The 17,318-nt window shown below is 65.7% G+C and carries 13 protein-coding genes and 1 pseudogene; 7 read left to right on the forward strand and 7 right to left on the reverse strand.

Annotated features, from left to right (window positions below):
• The 4 genes from LQV39_RS16770 to LQV39_RS16785 all read right to left on the reverse strand — a co-directional run bounded on the left by LQV39_RS16770 (position 1) and on the right by LQV39_RS16785 (position 5,712).
• Positions 1-1,062: a Gfo/Idh/MocA family protein gene (locus tag LQV39_RS16770; RefSeq protein ID WP_230027266.1), complete on the reverse strand. Its 1,062-nt coding sequence runs from the start codon at positions 1,060-1,062 to the stop codon at positions 1-3.
• A gap of 11 nt (positions 1,063-1,073) precedes the next feature.
• Entirely contained in the window at positions 1,074-2,402 is a 1,329-nt protein-coding gene (locus tag LQV39_RS16775; RefSeq protein ID WP_230027267.1) for a nucleotide sugar dehydrogenase, read from the reverse strand.
• 19 nt (positions 2,403-2,421) lie between these two features.
• Positions 2,422-4,392 (reverse strand): nucleoside-diphosphate sugar epimerase/dehydratase, encoded by a 1,971-nt coding sequence (locus LQV39_RS16780; protein WP_307727856.1) that lies wholly within the window; start codon positions 4,390-4,392, stop codon positions 2,422-2,424.
• Between the two features lie 372 nt (positions 4,393-4,764).
• Positions 4,765-5,712 carry an N-acetylmuramoyl-L-alanine amidase-like domain-containing protein gene (locus LQV39_RS16785; protein ID WP_230027268.1) on the reverse strand — a complete coding sequence of 316 codons (948 nt, stop codon included), beginning with the start codon at positions 5,710-5,712 and terminating at the stop codon, positions 4,765-4,767.
• Positions 5,713-5,940: 228 nt separating this feature from the next.
• Between LQV39_RS16785 and LQV39_RS16790 the strand changes: the two genes are divergently transcribed.
• The 7 genes from LQV39_RS16790 (at position 5,941) to LQV39_RS16820 (ending at position 12,753) form a co-directional block, all read left to right on the forward strand.
• Positions 5,941-8,937 carry a TonB-dependent receptor gene (locus LQV39_RS16790; RefSeq protein WP_230027269.1) on the forward strand — a complete coding sequence of 999 codons (2,997 nt, stop codon included), beginning with the start codon at positions 5,941-5,943 and terminating at the stop codon, positions 8,935-8,937.
• A 218-nt stretch (positions 8,938-9,155) separates the two neighbouring features.
• Positions 9,156-9,329, forward strand: coding sequence for a hypothetical protein (locus LQV39_RS16795; protein ID WP_230027270.1), 174 nt, complete (start codon positions 9,156-9,158; stop codon positions 9,327-9,329).
• A 34-nt stretch (positions 9,330-9,363) separates the two neighbouring features.
• Positions 9,364-9,540, forward strand: coding sequence for a hypothetical protein (locus LQV39_RS16800; protein WP_230027271.1), 177 nt, complete (start codon positions 9,364-9,366; stop codon positions 9,538-9,540).
• A gap of 232 nt (positions 9,541-9,772) precedes the next feature.
• The gene (locus tag LQV39_RS16805; protein WP_230027272.1) at positions 9,773-10,180 is read left to right on the forward strand and encodes a LiaI-LiaF-like domain-containing protein; all 408 of its coding nucleotides are present in this window, start codon (positions 9,773-9,775) and stop codon (positions 10,178-10,180) included.
• Positions 10,170-10,889, forward strand: coding sequence for a LiaI-LiaF-like domain-containing protein (locus tag LQV39_RS16810; protein WP_230027273.1), 720 nt, complete (start codon positions 10,170-10,172; stop codon positions 10,887-10,889). The genes LQV39_RS16805 and LQV39_RS16810 overlap by 11 nt, the downstream gene beginning before the upstream one ends.
• Before the next feature lie 9 nt (positions 10,890-10,898).
• Entirely contained in the window at positions 10,899-11,990 is a 1,092-nt protein-coding gene (locus tag LQV39_RS16815; protein WP_230027274.1) for a sensor histidine kinase, read from the forward strand.
• Positions 11,991-11,994: 4 nt separating this feature from the next.
• The gene (locus LQV39_RS16820) at positions 11,995-12,753 is read left to right on the forward strand and encodes a LytTR family DNA-binding domain-containing protein (protein ID WP_230027275.1); all 759 of its coding nucleotides are present in this window, start codon (positions 11,995-11,997) and stop codon (positions 12,751-12,753) included.
• Here the strand turns inward: LQV39_RS16820 and LQV39_RS16825 are convergent.
• The 3 genes and pseudogenes from LQV39_RS16825 to LQV39_RS16835 form a co-directional block, all read right to left on the reverse strand.
• Positions 12,734-15,019 carry an ATP-dependent DNA helicase gene (locus LQV39_RS16825; RefSeq protein ID WP_230027276.1) on the reverse strand — a complete coding sequence of 762 codons (2,286 nt, stop codon included), beginning with the start codon at positions 15,017-15,019 and terminating at the stop codon, positions 12,734-12,736. The two genes, LQV39_RS16820 and LQV39_RS16825, sit on opposite strands and share 20 nt — an antisense overlap.
• Positions 15,016-16,698, reverse strand: coding sequence for a VRR-NUC domain-containing protein (locus LQV39_RS16830; protein ID WP_230027277.1), 1,683 nt, complete (start codon positions 16,696-16,698; stop codon positions 15,016-15,018). The genes LQV39_RS16825 and LQV39_RS16830 overlap by 4 nt, the downstream gene beginning before the upstream one ends.
• A 92-nt stretch (positions 16,699-16,790) precedes the next feature.
• Positions 16,791-17,318, reverse strand: a pseudogene (locus LQV39_RS16835) (hypothetical protein); the annotation flags it as partial.

Consider the following 17,318-nt stretch of genomic DNA (forward strand, 5'->3'; position numbering starts at 1 on the left):
TCAGTACTCCAGCGGCAGGGCCACGCGCTTGCCGTCGCGCGCCGATTTATAGGCGGCGATCAGCACCTCGAGCGACTTCAGCCCCTCGCGGCCATCGGTTTCCGGCTCGGCCTCGCCGCGCAGGACCTTGATCACGTTGTCGTAGTAGAGCGGGTGGCCGAAGCCGTAGACCGAGGTGGTCTCGTAGCTGGCGTCGCTCACCTTCTCGTCGTCGGGGTCGGGGGTGGCGAACTCCCATTGCTGGATCTCGTTCACCGCCACGCCGCCGATGCGCACGGTGCCATGCTCGCCCAGGATGGTGATCGAGCCTTCCAGGTTGCGCGGGTAGGTGAGCATGGTGACGTTCATCGAACCCAGCGCGCCATTGCGCCAGCGCAGGCTCAGGACGCCGGTATCCTCGACCTCGATGTCGCGCGCCAGGGTGGCGGTATAAGCCTGCAGGCTCTCGACCGGGCCGACGATCCAGTCGATCAGGTCGACGTAGTGGCTGGCCTGGTTCATGAAGGCCCCGCCGTCGAATTCCCAGGTGCCGCGCCATTTGGCGCTGCGGTAGTACTCCTGCGGGCGGGTCCAGAACACGTTGAGGTTGACCATATAGATGCGGCCGAAGCGCTTCTTGTCGACCGCGTTCTTGAGCAGCTGCAGGGTGGCGTTGCGGCGGTTCTGCTTGACCACGAACAGGCGCACCCCGGCGGCGTCGGCGGCAGCCACCATGCGCTTGCCGTCCTCCCAGCGGGTCGCCATCGGCTTTTCCGTCATCACGTGGCGGCCGCTGTGGGCGATCTGGATGGCCTGCTCGGGATGCAGGCCGGACGGCGTGGTGACCACGACGATGTCGGCATCGATTTCGCGCAGCATCTGCTCCAGGTTGCCGTAGCCTTCGGCGCCGGTCAGGCCGACGGCGCGGTCGAGAGCGCGCGGATCGACGTCGCAGACGCCGACCAGCTCGGCGCGGTCCTGTTGCTTGCGCAGCGCCTCGAAGTGATTGTTGGCGATGCGGCCGCAGCCGACCAAGGCGAAGCGGATCTTGCGGTCCTGGATGGGGGCGGGATAGTGGCGCATGATGGCGGTCCTCAGGCTTTCACGACGTTCGGCAGCGAAGTCGGATAGACCCCGCGGGTATCGACGACCAGGGCGGCGTACTGCCGGATCAGTTCGTAGTCGAAGCCGCTGTGGGCGGTCGCCAGCAGCACCACGTCGTAGGAGGCGATGGACTGCGGATCCAATTCCACGCTCTTGAGGTCGAAGTAATGCTCGCGCATGCGCGGGAAGCTCGGCACATGCGGGTCGGCATAGTCGACCACCGCGCCTTTCTCGCGCAGGATCTCCATCATCTCGACCGAGGGCGATTCGCGCATGTCCTCGACGTCCTTCTTGTAGGCGATGCCCAGCACCAGCACGCGGCTGCCCATCACCGACTTGCCGCGCCGGTTCAGGGCGTCGGTGACCTTGCCGATCACCCAGTGCGGCATGTCGCTGTTGATCTCGCCGGCCAGTTCGATGAAGCGGGTATGCAGGCCGTATTCGCGCGCCTTCCAGGTCAGGTAGAACGGGTCGATCGGGATGCAGTGGCCGCCCAGGCCCGGGCCCGGATAGTAGGGGGTGAAGCCGAAGGGCTTGGTGGCGGCCGCGCGGATCACCTCGTGGATGTCGATGTCCATGCGGTCGGCGATGATCTTCATCTCGTTCACCAGGCCGATGTTGACGGCGCGGTGGATGTTCTCCAGCAGCTTGGTCAGCTCGGCGGCGCGGGTCGAGCTGACCGGCACCACCTTGTCGATCGCCGGGCTGTAGAGGGCGATGCCGGCCTCCAGGCAGGCCGGGGTGACGCCACCGCAGACCTTGGGGATGGTGCGGGTGTGGAAGTTCGGATTGCCCGGGTCTTCGCGTTCGGGCGAGAACACCAGGAACACGTCGCGTCCGATCAGGAAGCCGCGCGATTCCAGGCGCGGCTTGAGTTCCTCGTCGGTGGTGCCGGGATAGGTGGTGCTTTCCAGCGACAGCACCTGGCCCGGCCGCATGAAGGGCAGCAGGGCGTCGGCGGTGTCGAGCACGAAGGACAGGTCCGGCTCGCGGTAGGCGTTCAGCGGGGTCGGCACGCAGATGATCAGGGCGTCCGGCTCGCCGGCGCGGGTGAAGTCGCTGGTGGCTTCGAAGCCGCGTTCGCGGGCGCGGGCGATGTCGGCCGCCTTGATGTGGTTGATATAGCTTTCCCCGCGGTTCAGGCGCTCGATCTTGGCGCCGTCGATGTCGATGCCGAGGACGCGGAAGCCCGCCTCGGAATAACGCAGGGTCAGCGGCAGGCCGACATAGCCAAGTCCGATGATGCCGATCACGGCCGTACGTTTGTCCAGCCGCTCGGTCAGCTGTTCGAGATATGCCGGTTTGCTTTCGTCACGCATGAGTGTCCTCGTCAAAAAGTTAAATACGGAACGGCACGAATTTTCTTATCAGGCCCAGCCGTGGTGCTGCCGCCACCGGCACCGGCGCGGGCGCATTCGGGACCTGCTGCGGGGTGTATTCGGTGACGATGGCCTTGACCATCGACTCGATCATGGCGCGCTCGTGGGTCTCGCAGGCCATCATCAGGCAGGTGATGAAGGTCTCCAGCACGCTGGGATGGAGGGCGTTTTCCTTCATGCGCATGATGCGCGGATGGTCGCTGGGGAAGACCACGCCGTCGGTCAGCAGCTCCTCGTGCAGCTTCTCGCCGGGGAACAGGCCGACGTAGCGGATCTCGATGTCGCCAGCCGGGTTCTGGGTGTTCTTCTCGGTCAGGCCGTGCAGGGCGATCATGGTGCGCGCCAGGTCGACGATGCGCACCGGCTCGCCCATGTCGAGCACGAACACGTCGCCGCCCTTGGCCATGGCGCCGGCCTGGATCACCAGCTGCGCGGCCTCGGGAATCAGCATGAAGTAGCGCGAGACTTCCGGGTGAGTGATGGTCAGCGGGCCGCCGCGGGCGATCTGGCGCTGGAACAGCGGGATCACGGAGCCGGAGGAGCCCAGCACGTTGCCGAAGCGGACCATGCAGAAGGTGGTGTGGGCGCCATGCCGGGCCGCGGCCGCCTGGAAGATGAGCTCGGCGATGCGCTTGCTGGCGCCCATGATGTTGGTCGGGCGCACCGCCTTGTCGCTGGAGATCAGCACGCAGGTTTCGACGCGGTGGCGGGCGGCTTGGGACGCGATCACCTGGGCGCCGACCACGTTGTTGCGCAGGCCTTCGACGATGTTCGTTTCCACCAGCGGCACGTGCTTGTAGGCGGCGGCATGGTAGATGGTGTCGACCTTGCCCTCGCGCAGGATGCGCTCGACCAGTTCGGCGTTGCAGGCCGACCCCAGGTGGGCCTCGATGGGAATGTCGGGGAAGCGCGAGATCAGTTCCTGCCGGATCGTGTACAGCGCGAATTCGGAATGGTCGAGCAGGTGCAGGCGGCTGGGCGCGACGGTGACGATCTGGCGGCACAGCTCGCTGCCGATGGAGCCGCCGGCGCCGGTGACTAGCACGGTCTTGCCGCGCACGCAGCGGGCGAACAGGTCGACCCGCGGCGGCACCGGCGGGCGGCCCAGCAGGTCTTCGAACTTCAGCTCGCGGATGGTTTCCCGCGGCGAGATCTTGTCGTCGGACAGATCGACCAGGCGGCTCAGGATCTTAGTGGCGACGCCGGCCTGGGCCAGGCGCTGCATGATGTCGCGCAGGCGTTCCGGCGACACCCCCGGCAGGGCCAGCACGATGGAGCGGACGGACATGGCCTGCACGATCTCGGCCAGGCGGTCGGTATGGAAGACGCGCAGGCCGGCGACGTTGCGCTCGCTCAGGGCGTGCTTGTCGTCGAAAAAGCAGACCGGGCGGTATTCGTCGCTGCCGCGCATGGCCTGGGCCAGGCGGGCCCCGGCTTCGCTGGCGCCATAGATGGCCACCACTTCGGCGGCGCAGCGCTGTTTCGCATTCTGGTTGCGCAGGAAATTACGCATTCCCACCCGCGAGGCGACCACATAGGAAAACACGATAAACCAGTAAATCGTCAGGGCGCTGCGCGGGAATCGTTCCTCGTTAATCGCGAACATCACGATATACGCGCATAAAATCGCGACCGCCAATGCCAGTCCCGTGACGCTCAATAGACGTTGATCAATAAACCGAATGACGGCGCGGTAAAGATCGGAGACGGAAAAGGCCGCAATCGTCACTACCGCCACCAATACATAAGAAGCGGGGCCGAAATGGGATGCGAGTTTCAGATCGCCGCCGCGCAGCAGCATTGCGACGAGAAAGCAGAATGGCAGCGCGATCAGGTCGGCTGTCACCATCATGGCGATTTTGGTCCTGCGGTGCAGGGACACCATCCTGGAGCAAAACTGGCCGACAAGGCCCTGATTTAGCTTTGGCATGATCTCGGAAGGCTACGTGGTTGCGGGTTATCTTTTTCTCGGGGATATAGCCTGGCTAAATCGAGGCTGGTATTTATTTCTTATGTCTTATTTCGCGGAAATAATTTTGGGAAGAGTAAAAATGGCCGCTTTTTAGATTGCTTATTGCTGAGTAAGTTTATTATCCGATTTGGAAAGATTGATGGGTTTGACCATGCTCAACCGGCATAAGGGAATTAAATCTTTCTCTGCTATTTTGGAAATGAGAAATTAATTGCCTGATTTAATTTATTTCCTAATTGCAGGAATAAAGATGAAAATAGGAAATGAAAAGCCCAAAAGAAAACGGGCCGCATCGAGCGGCCCGCGAGGGAGGAGGGGAGGAAGAAAGGATCAGGCGCCCGGGCGGGGCTGCGGCGCCATCGGCGGTACCACGATGTTCTCGTTCAGGCGCAGGAACTTGAAACCGGCCAGCACCTGGCCGTTCTTGCCTTCCTTGCGGTTCCGTTCCTCACGTGCCGCGGCGCGCGCGATGAAGGACTCGAAGGTCTCTTCGGCTACCCGCGGTTCGGACGAATGCAGGAAGTGGCGCTGGCCGTCGGCGCCCAGGACCACCAGGCCCACATGCGAGGCCCAGTACTCGCCGTTGCGGGTCGAGATGACGTTCACGAAATCGCCTTCCTGCAGCTGGCCGGCGATGGCCGCCACCTGGTCCTTCGCCACATAGGCCTGGCGGCTGGTCTCGACCGGGATGTTGCGCTCGGTGTGGTGGCGGGTCTTCAGGAAGCGCGCCCGGTCCACCGTCATCGAATACGACGGACCGGCGGCGCCGGCCAGTTCCGCGCTGATGTCGGTGACCAGCCAGCGGTTGGCGACGTTCCAGTCCATCTCGGTGTAGTGGTTGCGCGTGGCGACGCCGATCACGCCGTCGCGGTAGCGGATCCGCTGCAGCATCCAGAAGAATTCTTCCCACGACTTCGACAGCGCCATCGCATAAGTGTGTTCCGCGAACACCACGCAGTCGCTGTGATCGAGACTGAACATCGGCAGGTTGTCGTGTACCTCATACGGGAATTCGCCCAGCAGGTTCAGGGTGTAGGGCTGGCCGATGTTCTTGCGGCCGATCGCCGCGATGCGCTTGCGCAGGTCGGGCTCGGACTGGTGCACCCAGGCCACATAACGTCCCGCTTCAACCGGGCTCATCTGATAGATCTGTTTTTGCAGGATGGTCTCGATCGTGACCGGGGCCTGTGGCTGGGATGCCACGGCGGGCGGCGGCGCAACAGGTTTCGTGGCGCAGCCGGCGAAGGCGGCGGCGAGCAAGAGGCAGGCAAAACGCATGGGTGTCTCCGAGGCAGATGCAATGCCGCACGCTAGCGCGGCGGTAAGGCATTTGCAAAATGAAAATTATGCGGACGAGTATAACCCCGTGTTCTCATCGGCTAGTAAACATTCCCTGAGGTTATGGTTTCTACACTGATTATCATTATCCAACAGTTTCACTATCGTCAATACTGTGCGCGCGGCAGGGATACACCTGCCCTCGCATAACTATTCAGGAGAGTGAGAATGTTGAAACAGAAGCCGCTTGCAGCCGCCGTCGCCGTCGCGCTGGGTCTGGCTGCGCTGCCCGCTTTGGCCCAGAACGGGGCTACCGTTGGCGCGAACGCCATCCAGACCGTCGAAGTGACCGGTATCCGCGCCTCGATGGCGAAGTCGCTGGCGGTGAAGCGCGATGCGACCGCCAACGTCGAGGTGATCACCGCCGAAGACGTCGGCAAGATGCCTGACAAGAACATTGCCGACTCGCTGCAGCGCCTGCCGGGCGTGGCGGTCCGCACCGACTACGACGAAGCGGAGAAGGTGTCGATGCGCGGCACCAATCCCGACATGTCGCTCATCATTTTCAACGGCCACACCGTGTCCGGCGGCGACTGGTACGTCGGCGACCAGGCCTCGAGCAGCCGCTCGACCAGCCTGTCGCTGATTCCGTCCTCGGTTCTGAACCAGGCCATCGTCTACAAGACCTCGCAGGCCGACATCGTCGACGGCGGCCTGTCCGGCACCATCAATGTCACTACCCGCAAGCCGCTGGCGGCCAAGGAGCGCCTGTCGGGCGTGGTCAGCGTCGGCAGCAGCTACGCGACCCTGCCGGGCAAGTTCGGCCCCGACATCGACGCCAGCATCAACTGGAAGAACGAAGCGAACACCTTCGGCTTCATCTTCCAGGGCTTCGCACAGAAGCGTTACGTGCGACGCGATTCTTCCTCGCGCCTGGCCTACGGCACCAGCAGCGGCTGGGATGTGATCAACACCAGCACCATGAAGGGCATCACCGACGAATCGCTGGCCGGCACCGGCCTGAAGGCGTCGGACCTGAACGGCGTTCGCATGCCGGGCTCGATGGCCACCGAATTCGTCGAAGGCGTGCGCGACCGCAAGGGCGGCGTGCTGTCGCTGGAGTTCAAGCCGAACCGCGACATGGACTTCACGCTGACGGGCTTCCACTCGTCGATGAACGCGAATAACTACGGCCGCCTGAAGGCCGGCGCGATGTACTCGATGCTGCTGGGTAAAGCCTCGCTGGCGGACGGCGCCACCAGCGCCGCTGCACCGAACACCAACGCCACCGGCCTGCCGGGCGGCGCGCAGGTCTTCGCTTCGATCAAGAACCCGGTGATCGTCAACGAAACCACACTGTACGGCGACACCATCCGCGTGCTCAAGAGCGCCGACATCATGTTCCCGGCCGGGACCGTGCCGCAGTATATCGGCAACACCGAAGGCTTCTACCGCGACGGCGCCAACGCCACCAGTTCCTTCCTGGACCTGAACGGCAGCTGGCGCGTCAACGATGACCTGACCCTGAAGACGCTGCTGTCGACCACCCGCGGCGTCGGCAAGACCGACGCCGACCAGGGCCTGACCTACGCCAGCTTCGGCACCGGCACCTCGTTCGCGCTCGGCGACGTGGACAATGCGCCCTATGTGAAGTACTACGGCACCGGCATCAAGCCGGACCAGCTGGTGGGACGCACCATCTCGGGCCTGAAGACCCGCGACCGCGAGATCAGCGGCCAGATCGACGGCGCATACAAGCTGCGCAAAGGCTGGGTGGAATCGCTGGAGTCCGGCCTGCGCTACGCCGACCACCACCGCGACAGCGAACGCCGCTACCCGGCGTACCACGCACCGTTCTCGGTGGGCGGCGTACTGGTGGCACCCGGACCGACCACCACCATCCCGTGGCCGTCGGACTTCGGCAACGGCCTGAACGGCCCGGCCGGCTGGGACAATACCGGCTACACCTTCCCGCCGGAAGTGCTGCGGGACTACTTCGCCACCAATACCAAGGAAACCAGCGACCAGTATGAGCGCCGCATCGCGTCCGAACTGCACATGCGCGAGCGCCAGACCTCGGCCTACCTGATGGCCAACCTCGAAGGCGAGAAGTGGTCCGGCAATCTCGGCCTGCGTTTCGTGCAGACCCGCGTCAACGCCGACATCCCGACCCCGATCGCGGCCGGTGTCTGCCAGCGCTCGGCGCCGAACCAGCCGGCGATCCCGTGCGCGGCCTTCCCGGACGCGATCACGACCGCGGGCGACCTGCAGCAGTATTACGACGACCAGGCCACCTACCCGTTCAATCCGCTGACCGGCAACATGTACTACTATGCCAAAACGGACAAGAAGTTCAACAACTGGCTGCCGAGCCTGAACCTGCGTTACCAGCTGCGCAAGGAAGACGAAAACGAGATGCTGGTACGCTTCGGCGCCAGCCGCACCATCGGCCGCCAGAACTACAACATCCTGGGTGCCGGCCTGGGAACCCCGGTCTGCGATGCGCAGGGCTGCCACGTGACCGGTCCGAATCCGGACCTGCACCCGCTCACGTCGGATAACCTCGACCTGTCGTGGGCCTGGTACTTCGCGCGCCGTTCCATGGTGGGCGTCGACCTGTTCTACTCGAAGATCAACGGTTACGTGAAGACCGGCACCACCGGCGGCTCCAGCATCGACCTGTACGATTCGCAATCGGGTGGCCTGAAGACCTATGCGATCAACACCTCGAGCCAGCAGGGCGCCCGCATCGGCGGCATCGAGCTGTCCTACGAGCAGCCGTTCGGCAGCACCGGCTTCGGCTTCACCAGCAACGTGAGCCGCGCCAAGACCAAGGTCGACGACGGCCGTCCGATGGTCGGTGCGTCCGAATGGGCGGCCAACCTGGGCGGCTACTACGAGAACGACAAGGTGTCGATGCGCCTGGTGGCGAACTACCGCAGCGAGTACGTCAACAGCAGCACCGCGCCGGCGCCGACCGCCAACAGCCAGGGCCAGTCGACCGTGCAGGGCATCCTGATGCCTTCGGCGCCGACCATGGCCTCGCCGGTGACCACGCTGGCGTTCAATGCGAGCTACAACCTGACGCCGCAAATGTCGCTGTCCTTCAGCGCGACCAACCTCACCAACGTGCGCCGCGCTTATTATCGTTACAGCGAAGACGAGCAGCAGAAGCTGGACGTGAGCGGCCGCCAGTACTACCTGAACCTGCGCTACAAGTTCTAAGCGCCGTCGTTTTCCGTTGTCGTTCAAGGGGAGCTCCGGCTCCCCTTTTTTTTGAAGTGTGCGTCACCTAACGGTGTCCGCAGGCGTGCTTCGATAAGATGAAGGCGTTGAGTGAGGACGCCAGCGAATACGCAGGCCGCCAACCACCTCAACAGGTTAGCCGGTCGCCTCGAGGATCGGCACCAGATTCCACGCCCTTTGGGAAGCGGAGGTTGTTCATGTCTTTGCCAACGACGAGTCATCCACCGAAGCACCTCGTGCGCGAGTACCTCGAGCGCCGCACGAAGGAAAGTGCACCGCCGCCGACGCCGGAAGAAATCCGGCGCCAGCTCGGCTGGGGCATGCTGATGCACTCGCACGACGACGACAAGATGGGCTCCTCGCGTTCCTGAACGGGCGCCAACCCCAGCCTCACAGGAGAGCGCCATGACCAAGAAAATCGGCAACAAACACATCGCCCAGCACCGCGGCAAGAAAGAACGTGCCGAGATCTACAAGACCAACGTCGCCCGCGAAGCCGTCAAACAGGCCATCGCCCGCGCCAAGTACCGCAATCTGCAAAAGGGCCAGCCGAACATGGTCCTCGCGCAACCAGCGGTCTGAGACCGGGCGCGCCTGGTACCTGTTCCGGGACCAGCGCCAGCGCAAGAAACCCGCCCCGGCGACGCGGCGGGTTTTTTTGCGCCCGCGGTTCGCCCGCGGTTCGCCCGTAGTTCGCCCGTAGTTCGCCGATCGCGCCGCCGTTCGCCGGCCTTTCCCCGCCATTCGCCGAAAAGCACTTCCGCTGCCGGCCCGTCCCCGGTTATCTTGTCCTCATTCCAACAAGGAGGACTCAATGAACAGCGAAGCATCGTATCACCTGCGGCGCCAGGTCCTGTGGGGCCTGCTGCTGATCGGACTGGGCGTGGCGTTCCTGCTGGACCAGCTCGACATCTACGAAATCGACCGCCTGTGGCACTACGCGCCGCTGCTGCTGGTCGTGGCCGGCATCAACCAGACCATCGGCTATCCGAGCGCACGCGAATTCGTCAACGGCCTGTGGACCGTCTTCATCGGCCTGTGGCTGTTCGCCGTGTTCGAAGGCCTGTTCGGTCTGAACTGGTTCAACAGCTGGCCGCTGTTCATCATCGTGGGCGGCATCGGCATGGCCGTGCGCCCGATCGCCGAGCGCCGCTTCGGCGCCAACCCGGACCGCACCCGCCAGGGCTGCTTCGACAAGAAGGGAGGCAGCCATGGCCAATGAAACCAGCCAGAACGCGCGCGCCGGCAGCCAGGTCGTGATCGGCCTGCTGGTGGTAGCCTTCGGCGTGCTGTTCCTGCTCGATAACCTGAACATCATCTACCTGCGCCACGTGATCTTCTTCTGGCCGCTGGCCTTCGTCGCCTCGGGCCTGGTGGCCCTGTTCAGCGACGGCCCACGCAGCGGCCGCATCACCGGCATCGTATTGATCGCGATCGGCGTGGCGATGACCATGAACCGCCTCGGCTACTACTTCATCAGCTGGCGCACCTTCTGGCCGCTGGTGATGATAGGCCTGGGCGGGCTAATCCTGTACCGCACGCTGGGCGGCGGGCGCGTGGTGCGCGTCCATGCCGGTCCCTATACCAAGGACGATGCCAAGGCCGACAACGTGATCGACATCACCGCCATCCTCGGCGGCTTCGAGCGCCGCGTCAGCACGCCGGACTTCCGCGGCGGCGAGATCACAGCGATCATGGGCGGCTGCGAGATCGACCTGCGCGAAGCCGGGCTGGCCGGCGAAGCCGTGATCAACGTCTTCGCGATCTGGGGCGGGATCACGATCAAGGTACCGGCCGACTGGACCGTCGTTCTGCACGGCTCGCCGATCATGGGCGGCTTCACGGAAAAGACCGCGCGCCCGCCGGACAACAGCAAGCGCCTGGTGGTCACCGGCTACGCCGTGATGGGCGGCGTCGAAGTCCGCAACTAAGGCGGGACGATGCACGGCGTGGTCTCCAGGTGGTATGCGGCGCTGCTCTATATGCTGGCCTGGCTGATGCTGGGCCTGGCGACCGCCGCGCTGCTGGCCGCCGGCGGCGCGGGCTGGGGCGCCAGCCTGCTGTTCGCGGTGCCGCTGGCGATCGTCTATGCCAACGCCACCGCCTTCTCCGCCTATTACGTATGCCGCGCCTACCCGATCGGCCACAAGCACCCGGCCGCGATCGTCGGCGGGGTCGGCGCCACGGCGGCCTGCGCGGCGGGACTGTGGTGCGCGATCGGCTCTGCCTGGGCCGCGCTGCTGCGCACCTTCATGCCGGAAGGCGAGTTGTTCGAGCTGGATGCGGCGCGGCTGGCGACCATGTTCGCGCTGGGCGTGATCCTGTATGGCCTCGCCGCCGCCGTGAACTACCTCCTGATCGAAGCCGAGCGCGTGCGCCAGCTCGAGACCCGCGAACTGGAGACGCGCCTGATGGCACAGGACGCCGAGCTGCGCATGCTGCGCACCCAGGTCGATCCGCACTTCCTGTTCAACAGCCTGAACTCGATCAGCGCGCTGACCTCGATCGACCCCGGCGCGGCGCGCGCGATGACCCTGCGCCTGGCCGGCTTCTTCCGCCTCAGCCTGGGCCTGCATGCGGAGCGCAAGGTCTTGTTGAGCCGCGAACTGGAACTGGTGCGGGACTTCGTCGCGATCGAGCAGGTGCGCTTCGGCGAGCGCCTGCGCTTCGAGGCCGAGGCGGCGCCCGACGCGCTGTCCTGCTTGGTGCCGCCGATGCTGCTGCAGCCGCTGGTGGAGAACGCAGTCAAGCATGGCATCGGGCAGATGATCGAACCTGGCCGCGTGCATTTGTCCGCGCTGCGTGCGGGGTCGCTGCTGCGCATCGTGGTCGCGAACGACGTCGATCCGGATACCGTGGGCGTGAAAGGCCCGAGCGAAGGCTCGGGCGGCGTCGGCCTCGAGAACGTGCGTAGACGGCTCGCCGCCGCTTACGGGATCGAAGCCAGCGTGCACTGGACGCGCGAGGACGATCGCTTCAGGGTCGAGCTGGCGCTGCCGGCGGAGGCCATGGAAACCATAGAGGAGAGCTGAGAGCATGCGTGTGATCATCGTGGACGACGAGCTGCTGGCGCGCGCCGTGCTGCGCGAATACCTGGCCGTCTACCCGGACGTGGAGATCGTGGGCGAATGCGCCAACGGATTCGAAGCCGTGAAGGCGATCGCCGAACTGGCGCCGGAGCTGGTCTTCCTCGACATCCAGATGCCCAAGCTGGACGGCTTCGAGGTGGTGGAACTGGCGGGAGCAGGAGGTAGTAAATGCGCCCAATACGTGTTCGTCACCGCCTACGACCAGTTCGCGCTGCGCGCCTTCGAAGTGCATGCGCTGGACTACCTGCTGAAGCCTTTTTCGCGCGAGCGCCTGGAGCAGGCGCTGGCGCATGCGCGCGAGCGTCTCGGCAGTCCGCAGGCCGGCGCCGCGGCGCTGGAAGCCGTCGCCGCGGCCAGCGAAGCCGCGCAAAGGCGCGCACCGCTGGAGCGCATCCTGATCCGCGACGGCACACGCGTGCAGGTCGTGATGGCGTCCACCATCGACTACATCGAGGCCCAGGACGACTACGTGCAGGTGGTCGCGGCCGGCAAGGCCTGGCTGAAGAGCCAGCGTTTGTCGGAGCTGGAGGAACAGCTGGATCCGGGCGCCTTCCTGCGCGTGCACCGTTCCTACATCGTGAGCCTGGCCGCTATCGAACGCATCGAGCCGTCCGGGAAGGATGGCCATTGCGCGGTACTGCGCGGTGGGGCGCGCATTCCGGTGAGCCGCAGCGGTTACGCCAAACTCAGGGAGCTGATGCGTTAGCGCGGGCTTCCACGTCCCACCAGGCCGGCAGGAGTTCGAGCACCTCCGGCCGTGCGAAGCGGTCGTCGATCAGCCAGACCGTGCCCTCGTCCTGCTCGGTGCGGATCACGCGGCCGGCCGCCTGCACCACCTTCTGCAGGCCGGGATATAAATAGGCGTAGTCGTAGCCGGCGCCGAACAGCGCCTGCAGGCGTTCGCGCAGCTGCTCGTTAACCGGGTTCACCTGCGGCAGGCCGAGCGTTGCGACGAAGGCGCCGATCAGGCGCGCGCCGGGCAGGTCGATGCCTTCACCGAAAGCGCCGCCCAGCACCGCGAAGCCGATGCCTGTGCTTTCGGAGGTAAAACGCTCCAGAAACGCAGTACGCTCCATCTCGCTCATGCGGCGCGACTGGCGCCAGGCCGGGATCTCCGGGTGGCGCTGGGCGAGTGTGTCCGCGGCCTGCTCGAGGTAGTCGAAGCTGGAGAAGAAGGCGAGGTAGTTGCCGGGCTTGTCCGCGTACTGGCGCGCCATCAGGTCGGCGATCGGGACCAGCGAGCTTTTCCTGTGCTGGTAGCGCGTCGAGATCCCGCGCGCCACTTCCACCTTCAATTGGCTCGCGACGAAAGGCGAGTCGACGTCGATCCAGGCGGTGTCCTCGGGCATGCCGAGCAGGTCGGCGAAGTAGTGCCAGGGGCTCAGGGTGGCCGAGAACAGCGTGGTCGAATGGGCGAGCTCGAAGCGCGGCTTCAGGAAGGGCGCCGGCACCAGGTTGCGGATCGCCAGCGTGGTGTCGCGCTCGTCCGTGCGCGTGAGGTCGAACAGGGAATGCTCGCCGAAGGATTCGGCCAGGCGCTGGAACTGCAGGGCGTCGAAGTAGAACGCCTGCAGCGCCGGGTCCAGGGCCCCTTCCGCCATGGATTCGGCGAGGTGCTCTGTGATTGCGCTGGTGGCGTTCTGCAGGCTGTCCAGCAGCTTTTGCGGTATCGCGTCCAGCACCTGGTAGGGGAGCGGGGCGCTTTTGCCCGCCTCGGTCCAGGCGCGGCCGACCTTTTCCAGCGGTTTCTGCACGGCGGGCGGCGCCACGGCGCGGGCCGCGCGCAGGCTGCCGCGTTCCAGTGAAGTGCTGTACATGCCGCGTGCGCGCGAGACCAGGTTATGGGCCTCGTCGGCCAGCACGCTCACCTTCCATCCTCGCTCCAGCGCCAGCGCGTACAGCATGGCGCCGCCGTCGAACCAGTAGTTGTAGTCGCCGACGATCATGTCGCTCCAGCGCGCCATCTCGCTGCCCAGGTAGTAGGGGCAGACATCGTGTTCGAGGCCGATGCTGCGCAGGGTCTCGCGGTCCAGCAGCGGGGCGCCCAGGCAGGCGGCGCGCGCCGCCGGCAGACGGTCGTAGAAGCCGCGCGCCAGCGGGCAGGCGTCGCCGTGGCAAGCTTTGTCCGGATGCTCGCAGGCCTTGTCGCGCGCGGTCAGTTCGAGCACGCGCAGCGCGATGGTGCCAGATTCGGTGCCGCCGGTCTTGAGCGTGGCCGCGGCGTCGAGCGCCAGCTTGCGCCCCGGCGTCTTCGCGGCCAGGAAGACCAGCTTGTCGATGTTCTCCTTCGGCGCCGCCTTCAGGGCCGGGAACATGGTGCCGAGGGTCTTGCCGATGCCGGTCGGTGCCTGGGCCAGCAGGCAGCGCTTGGCGGCGTTGGCACGGAACACGGCTTCGGCGAGCTGGCGCTGGCCCGGGCGGAAGTCCGCGTGCGGAAAGCGCATGCCGGTCAAGGCGTCGTTGCGCGCTTCGCGGTGGCGCATTTCCTGCTCGGCCCAGGCGATGAAGCGGCCGCAGTGGTCTTCGAAGATGGCTTTCAGCTCGGCGCGCGTGCGGGTCTCGCGGAGCAGGGTCTCCTGCTGGCTGCCGATGTCGAAGTAGACCAGGGCCAGGTTGACCTCCGCCATGTCCAGCTGTTCGCACATCAGGTGGCCGTAGATGCGCAGCTGGGCCCAGTGCAGGTGGCGGTGATTGTCGGGGATGCTGGTGAACTGGCCGCGATAGGTTTTCACTTCCTCGATCAGGTTCTGGTCCGGGTCGTAGCCGTCGGCGCGGCCGCGCACGTGCAGCAGGCCGTAGTCGCCTTCGAGCGTGACTTCGGCGCGGTAATGCTCGCCGCGTCGCGAGGCGACCACGGCGTGGCCGGCGATGCCTTCCAGGGCCGTGGGCGAGGGCGTGAAGCGCAGGTCGAGATCGCCCTGCTTGGCGGTGAACTCGCACAGGGCCCTGACCGCGACGGTGTAGCCGGTCAAGCCGCCTCCTGCCACTGCAGGTAGCACACGGTCACCGGCATGCCGTGCTCCCTGCAGTAGTCGATCCAGCGCAGCTGGTTGTCCTGCAGGCGGTCGCCGGGGCCTTTCACTTCGATCATCTCGTAGCGACCCTCGGCCGGGAAGAACTGGATCAGGTCCGGAAAGCCGGTGCGGTTGTCCTTCACGTCCTGCAGGATGCGCTGGAACCACAGCTTCAGGTGAGACGCGGGGATGCAGTGCAGGGCGATGTCGAGGATGGCGCGGTCGAGATAGTCCCAGGACACGAAAGGCGACTGGATGCCGGCTTTCTCTTCCCAGGTGGCGAGGATGGCCTCGATGTGGCTGCCGTCGTCCAGGCGCGCCAGGCAGGCTTCGAACTCGCGCGCGCGGCGCTGGTGGAAGTCGGGGCTGTAGAGGTCCGCCGGGCCGCGGTGGAAGGGGTGGAAGAAGGCGCCGGGGATGGCCGCGAACACGGCCGGCCAGCACAGCAGGCCGAACAGGGTATTCGCCAGCGTGTTCTCGACGTAGAAGACCGGCGCTTCGTCGCGGTGCAGGTGCTCCAGCACCACGCCTTCGACGCGCCATTCGCCGCCCGCGTCAGTCAAAATGCGGGGCAGGTTCAGATCGAGCCGCGCGGGCGGCGGCGCCTTGCGCGCTTTCACCTTGGCGTGGCCGAGTTTACGCGCCAGGCGCGGGCCGATACGCAGCAGGTGCTGGCGTTCGGCCTCGCTTTCCGGCGCCTGTTCGGCCGCGCAGAACAGGGCGTAGGCCTGGTCGAATTTCTCGTCCTTCTCGAGTACGCGCATGGCGCGCGAGCGGGCGCCGGGGAAGCGGCATTCCGCGTAGACGGCGTGGGCGGTCTCCCAGTCCTTGTCCTTCTCGAACTGCTGGCCGATGGCGAACAGGAGTTTTTCACGGCGGCTGTCCAGCCAGTCGTTGTCGAAGCCGTGGCGCGGCACATCCTGCAGGACTGCCTGCAGCACCTCCCGAAAATCTTCGCCGCCCGGTTCGAGCTCGTAGAAGCGCTCGCGGCAGGCGTGCAGCTGCAGGTAGTGCTCGATGTCGCGGCGCGAACGGAAGCCGCGCGACGCCTCGGAAAACTCGACCTGCTCGAAGCGGAACAGGCCCAGGTCGGCCAGCACGAATTCGGTCCAGTCCTGGTGCAGGTTGCCGAAGAAAACCAGGCGCAGGCGGTCGCACAGGGGCTTCACCTGGATCGTCCACACGGTGTCGGAGCAGCCGGCGTACCACTGCGAGAAGGGACGCGGCTCGGCATGCTGCCCGCGCAGCGCTTCCAGCTGCTCGTCCTTGCGCGCCGCCTTCAACGGGGCTTTCAGGGCGAAGGCCTCGACGATTTCGGGCTTGACCAGCAGCTCGAACAGCCCGTCGATGTCGAGCACCGGATCGGCGACGATCCAGCCGGTCGGCAGCAGGTCCTGCGCGGCGGCCACCGGGCAGCCGATCTCCGGGTAGTTCATCTTCGAGGCGCGGAACAGGCTGCCCTTGCGCATCACCATGCGCACGAACAGGGCCTGGGCAGGGCGGGGCAGCTGGGCGAAGGCCTGGATGAAAGTCAGCTCCTCGCCGTCGAGGAGGTCGGCGTAGCGCTGGGCGATCCAGTCGAGGACGCGCTGGAAGTTATCCAGATAATAAAACTCGTTTTCCAGAACCCTGATCATGTCGCACCATACTGTAACTTTGTACAGTATAGCGGCGCGGCTTTGCTTTACCCAGCAGTAGCGGGGCTTTTTTACGACAGCTTGGCGTTTTGTTATGGCTTATTGGCGGCTTCCTCGGCCTCCTGGCGCTTGTTGGCGTGCTGGATGATGGCCGAGATCAGGGCGACGTCGGTGTCGACCGTGGCCGGCGCCGGCCTGGCTTGCGCAGCGGGACGGCGGCTGCGCGGCTCGGCGTGGGCCAGCGCCGCGCCGCGCACGGCGGCAGCGGAGGACGCCTTGCCGGTGGCGCTGCGCGGCGCGGCTTTGAACGTGGCGGCGTGCGCGGCCGGACGCTGGCGCTCGGCATGCAGTTCGCGCTGGCCTTCATTCTTGGCGATGCGGCCGGCATGTTGTTGCGGCGGCAGCACACGCAGCTCCGTGAGCGGGGCCGCCGGCCCGGCCGCCTCGGCCGTCTCCGCGGGCGCGAGGTCGACGATGGTGGCGCCGGCCTGCGCCTCATCCACCACGTCGGCGCTTGCCCCCGCGGACGCGGATCCGGACGCGGTCACGGCAGCCGGAACCGGCGCCGGCGGCGCGGCGGGCGCCGGCGCTTCCGCCCCCGTCCGCCCCCTGGCCCCAGC

The organism is Massilia sp. Bi118 (assembly GCF_918697865.1).
Classification (GTDB): domain Bacteria; phylum Pseudomonadota; class Gammaproteobacteria; order Burkholderiales; family Burkholderiaceae_D; genus Telluria.

Bases quoted from the DNA above. Each gene is read 5' to 3' on its own strand.
- LQV39_RS16770 (WP_230027266.1), bottom strand. From the start codon at position 1,062: ATGCGCCACTATCCCGCCCCCATCCAGGACCGCAAGATCCGCTTCGCC.
- LQV39_RS16775 (WP_230027267.1), bottom strand. From the start codon at position 2,402: ATGCGTGACGAAAGCAAACCGGCATATCTCGAACAGCTGACCGAGCGG.
- LQV39_RS16780 (WP_307727856.1), bottom strand. From the start codon at position 4,392: ATGCCAAAGCTAAATCAGGGCCTTGTCGGCCAGTTTTGCTCCAGGATG.
- LQV39_RS16785 (WP_230027268.1), bottom strand. From the start codon at position 5,712: ATGCGTTTTGCCTGCCTCTTGCTCGCCGCCGCCTTCGCCGGCTGCGCC.
- LQV39_RS16790 (WP_230027269.1), top strand. From the start codon at position 5,941: ATGTTGAAACAGAAGCCGCTTGCAGCCGCCGTCGCCGTCGCGCTGGGT.
- LQV39_RS16795 (WP_230027270.1), top strand. From the start codon at position 9,156: ATGTCTTTGCCAACGACGAGTCATCCACCGAAGCACCTCGTGCGCGAG.
- LQV39_RS16800 (WP_230027271.1), top strand. From the start codon at position 9,364: ATGACCAAGAAAATCGGCAACAAACACATCGCCCAGCACCGCGGCAAG.
- LQV39_RS16805 (WP_230027272.1), top strand. From the start codon at position 9,773: ATGAACAGCGAAGCATCGTATCACCTGCGGCGCCAGGTCCTGTGGGGC.
- LQV39_RS16810 (WP_230027273.1), top strand. From the start codon at position 10,170: ATGGCCAATGAAACCAGCCAGAACGCGCGCGCCGGCAGCCAGGTCGTG.
- LQV39_RS16815 (WP_230027274.1), top strand. From the start codon at position 10,899: ATGCACGGCGTGGTCTCCAGGTGGTATGCGGCGCTGCTCTATATGCTG.
- LQV39_RS16820 (WP_230027275.1), top strand. From the start codon at position 11,995: ATGCGTGTGATCATCGTGGACGACGAGCTGCTGGCGCGCGCCGTGCTG.
- LQV39_RS16830 (WP_230027277.1), bottom strand. From the start codon at position 16,698: ATGATCAGGGTTCTGGAAAACGAGTTTTATTATCTGGATAACTTCCAG.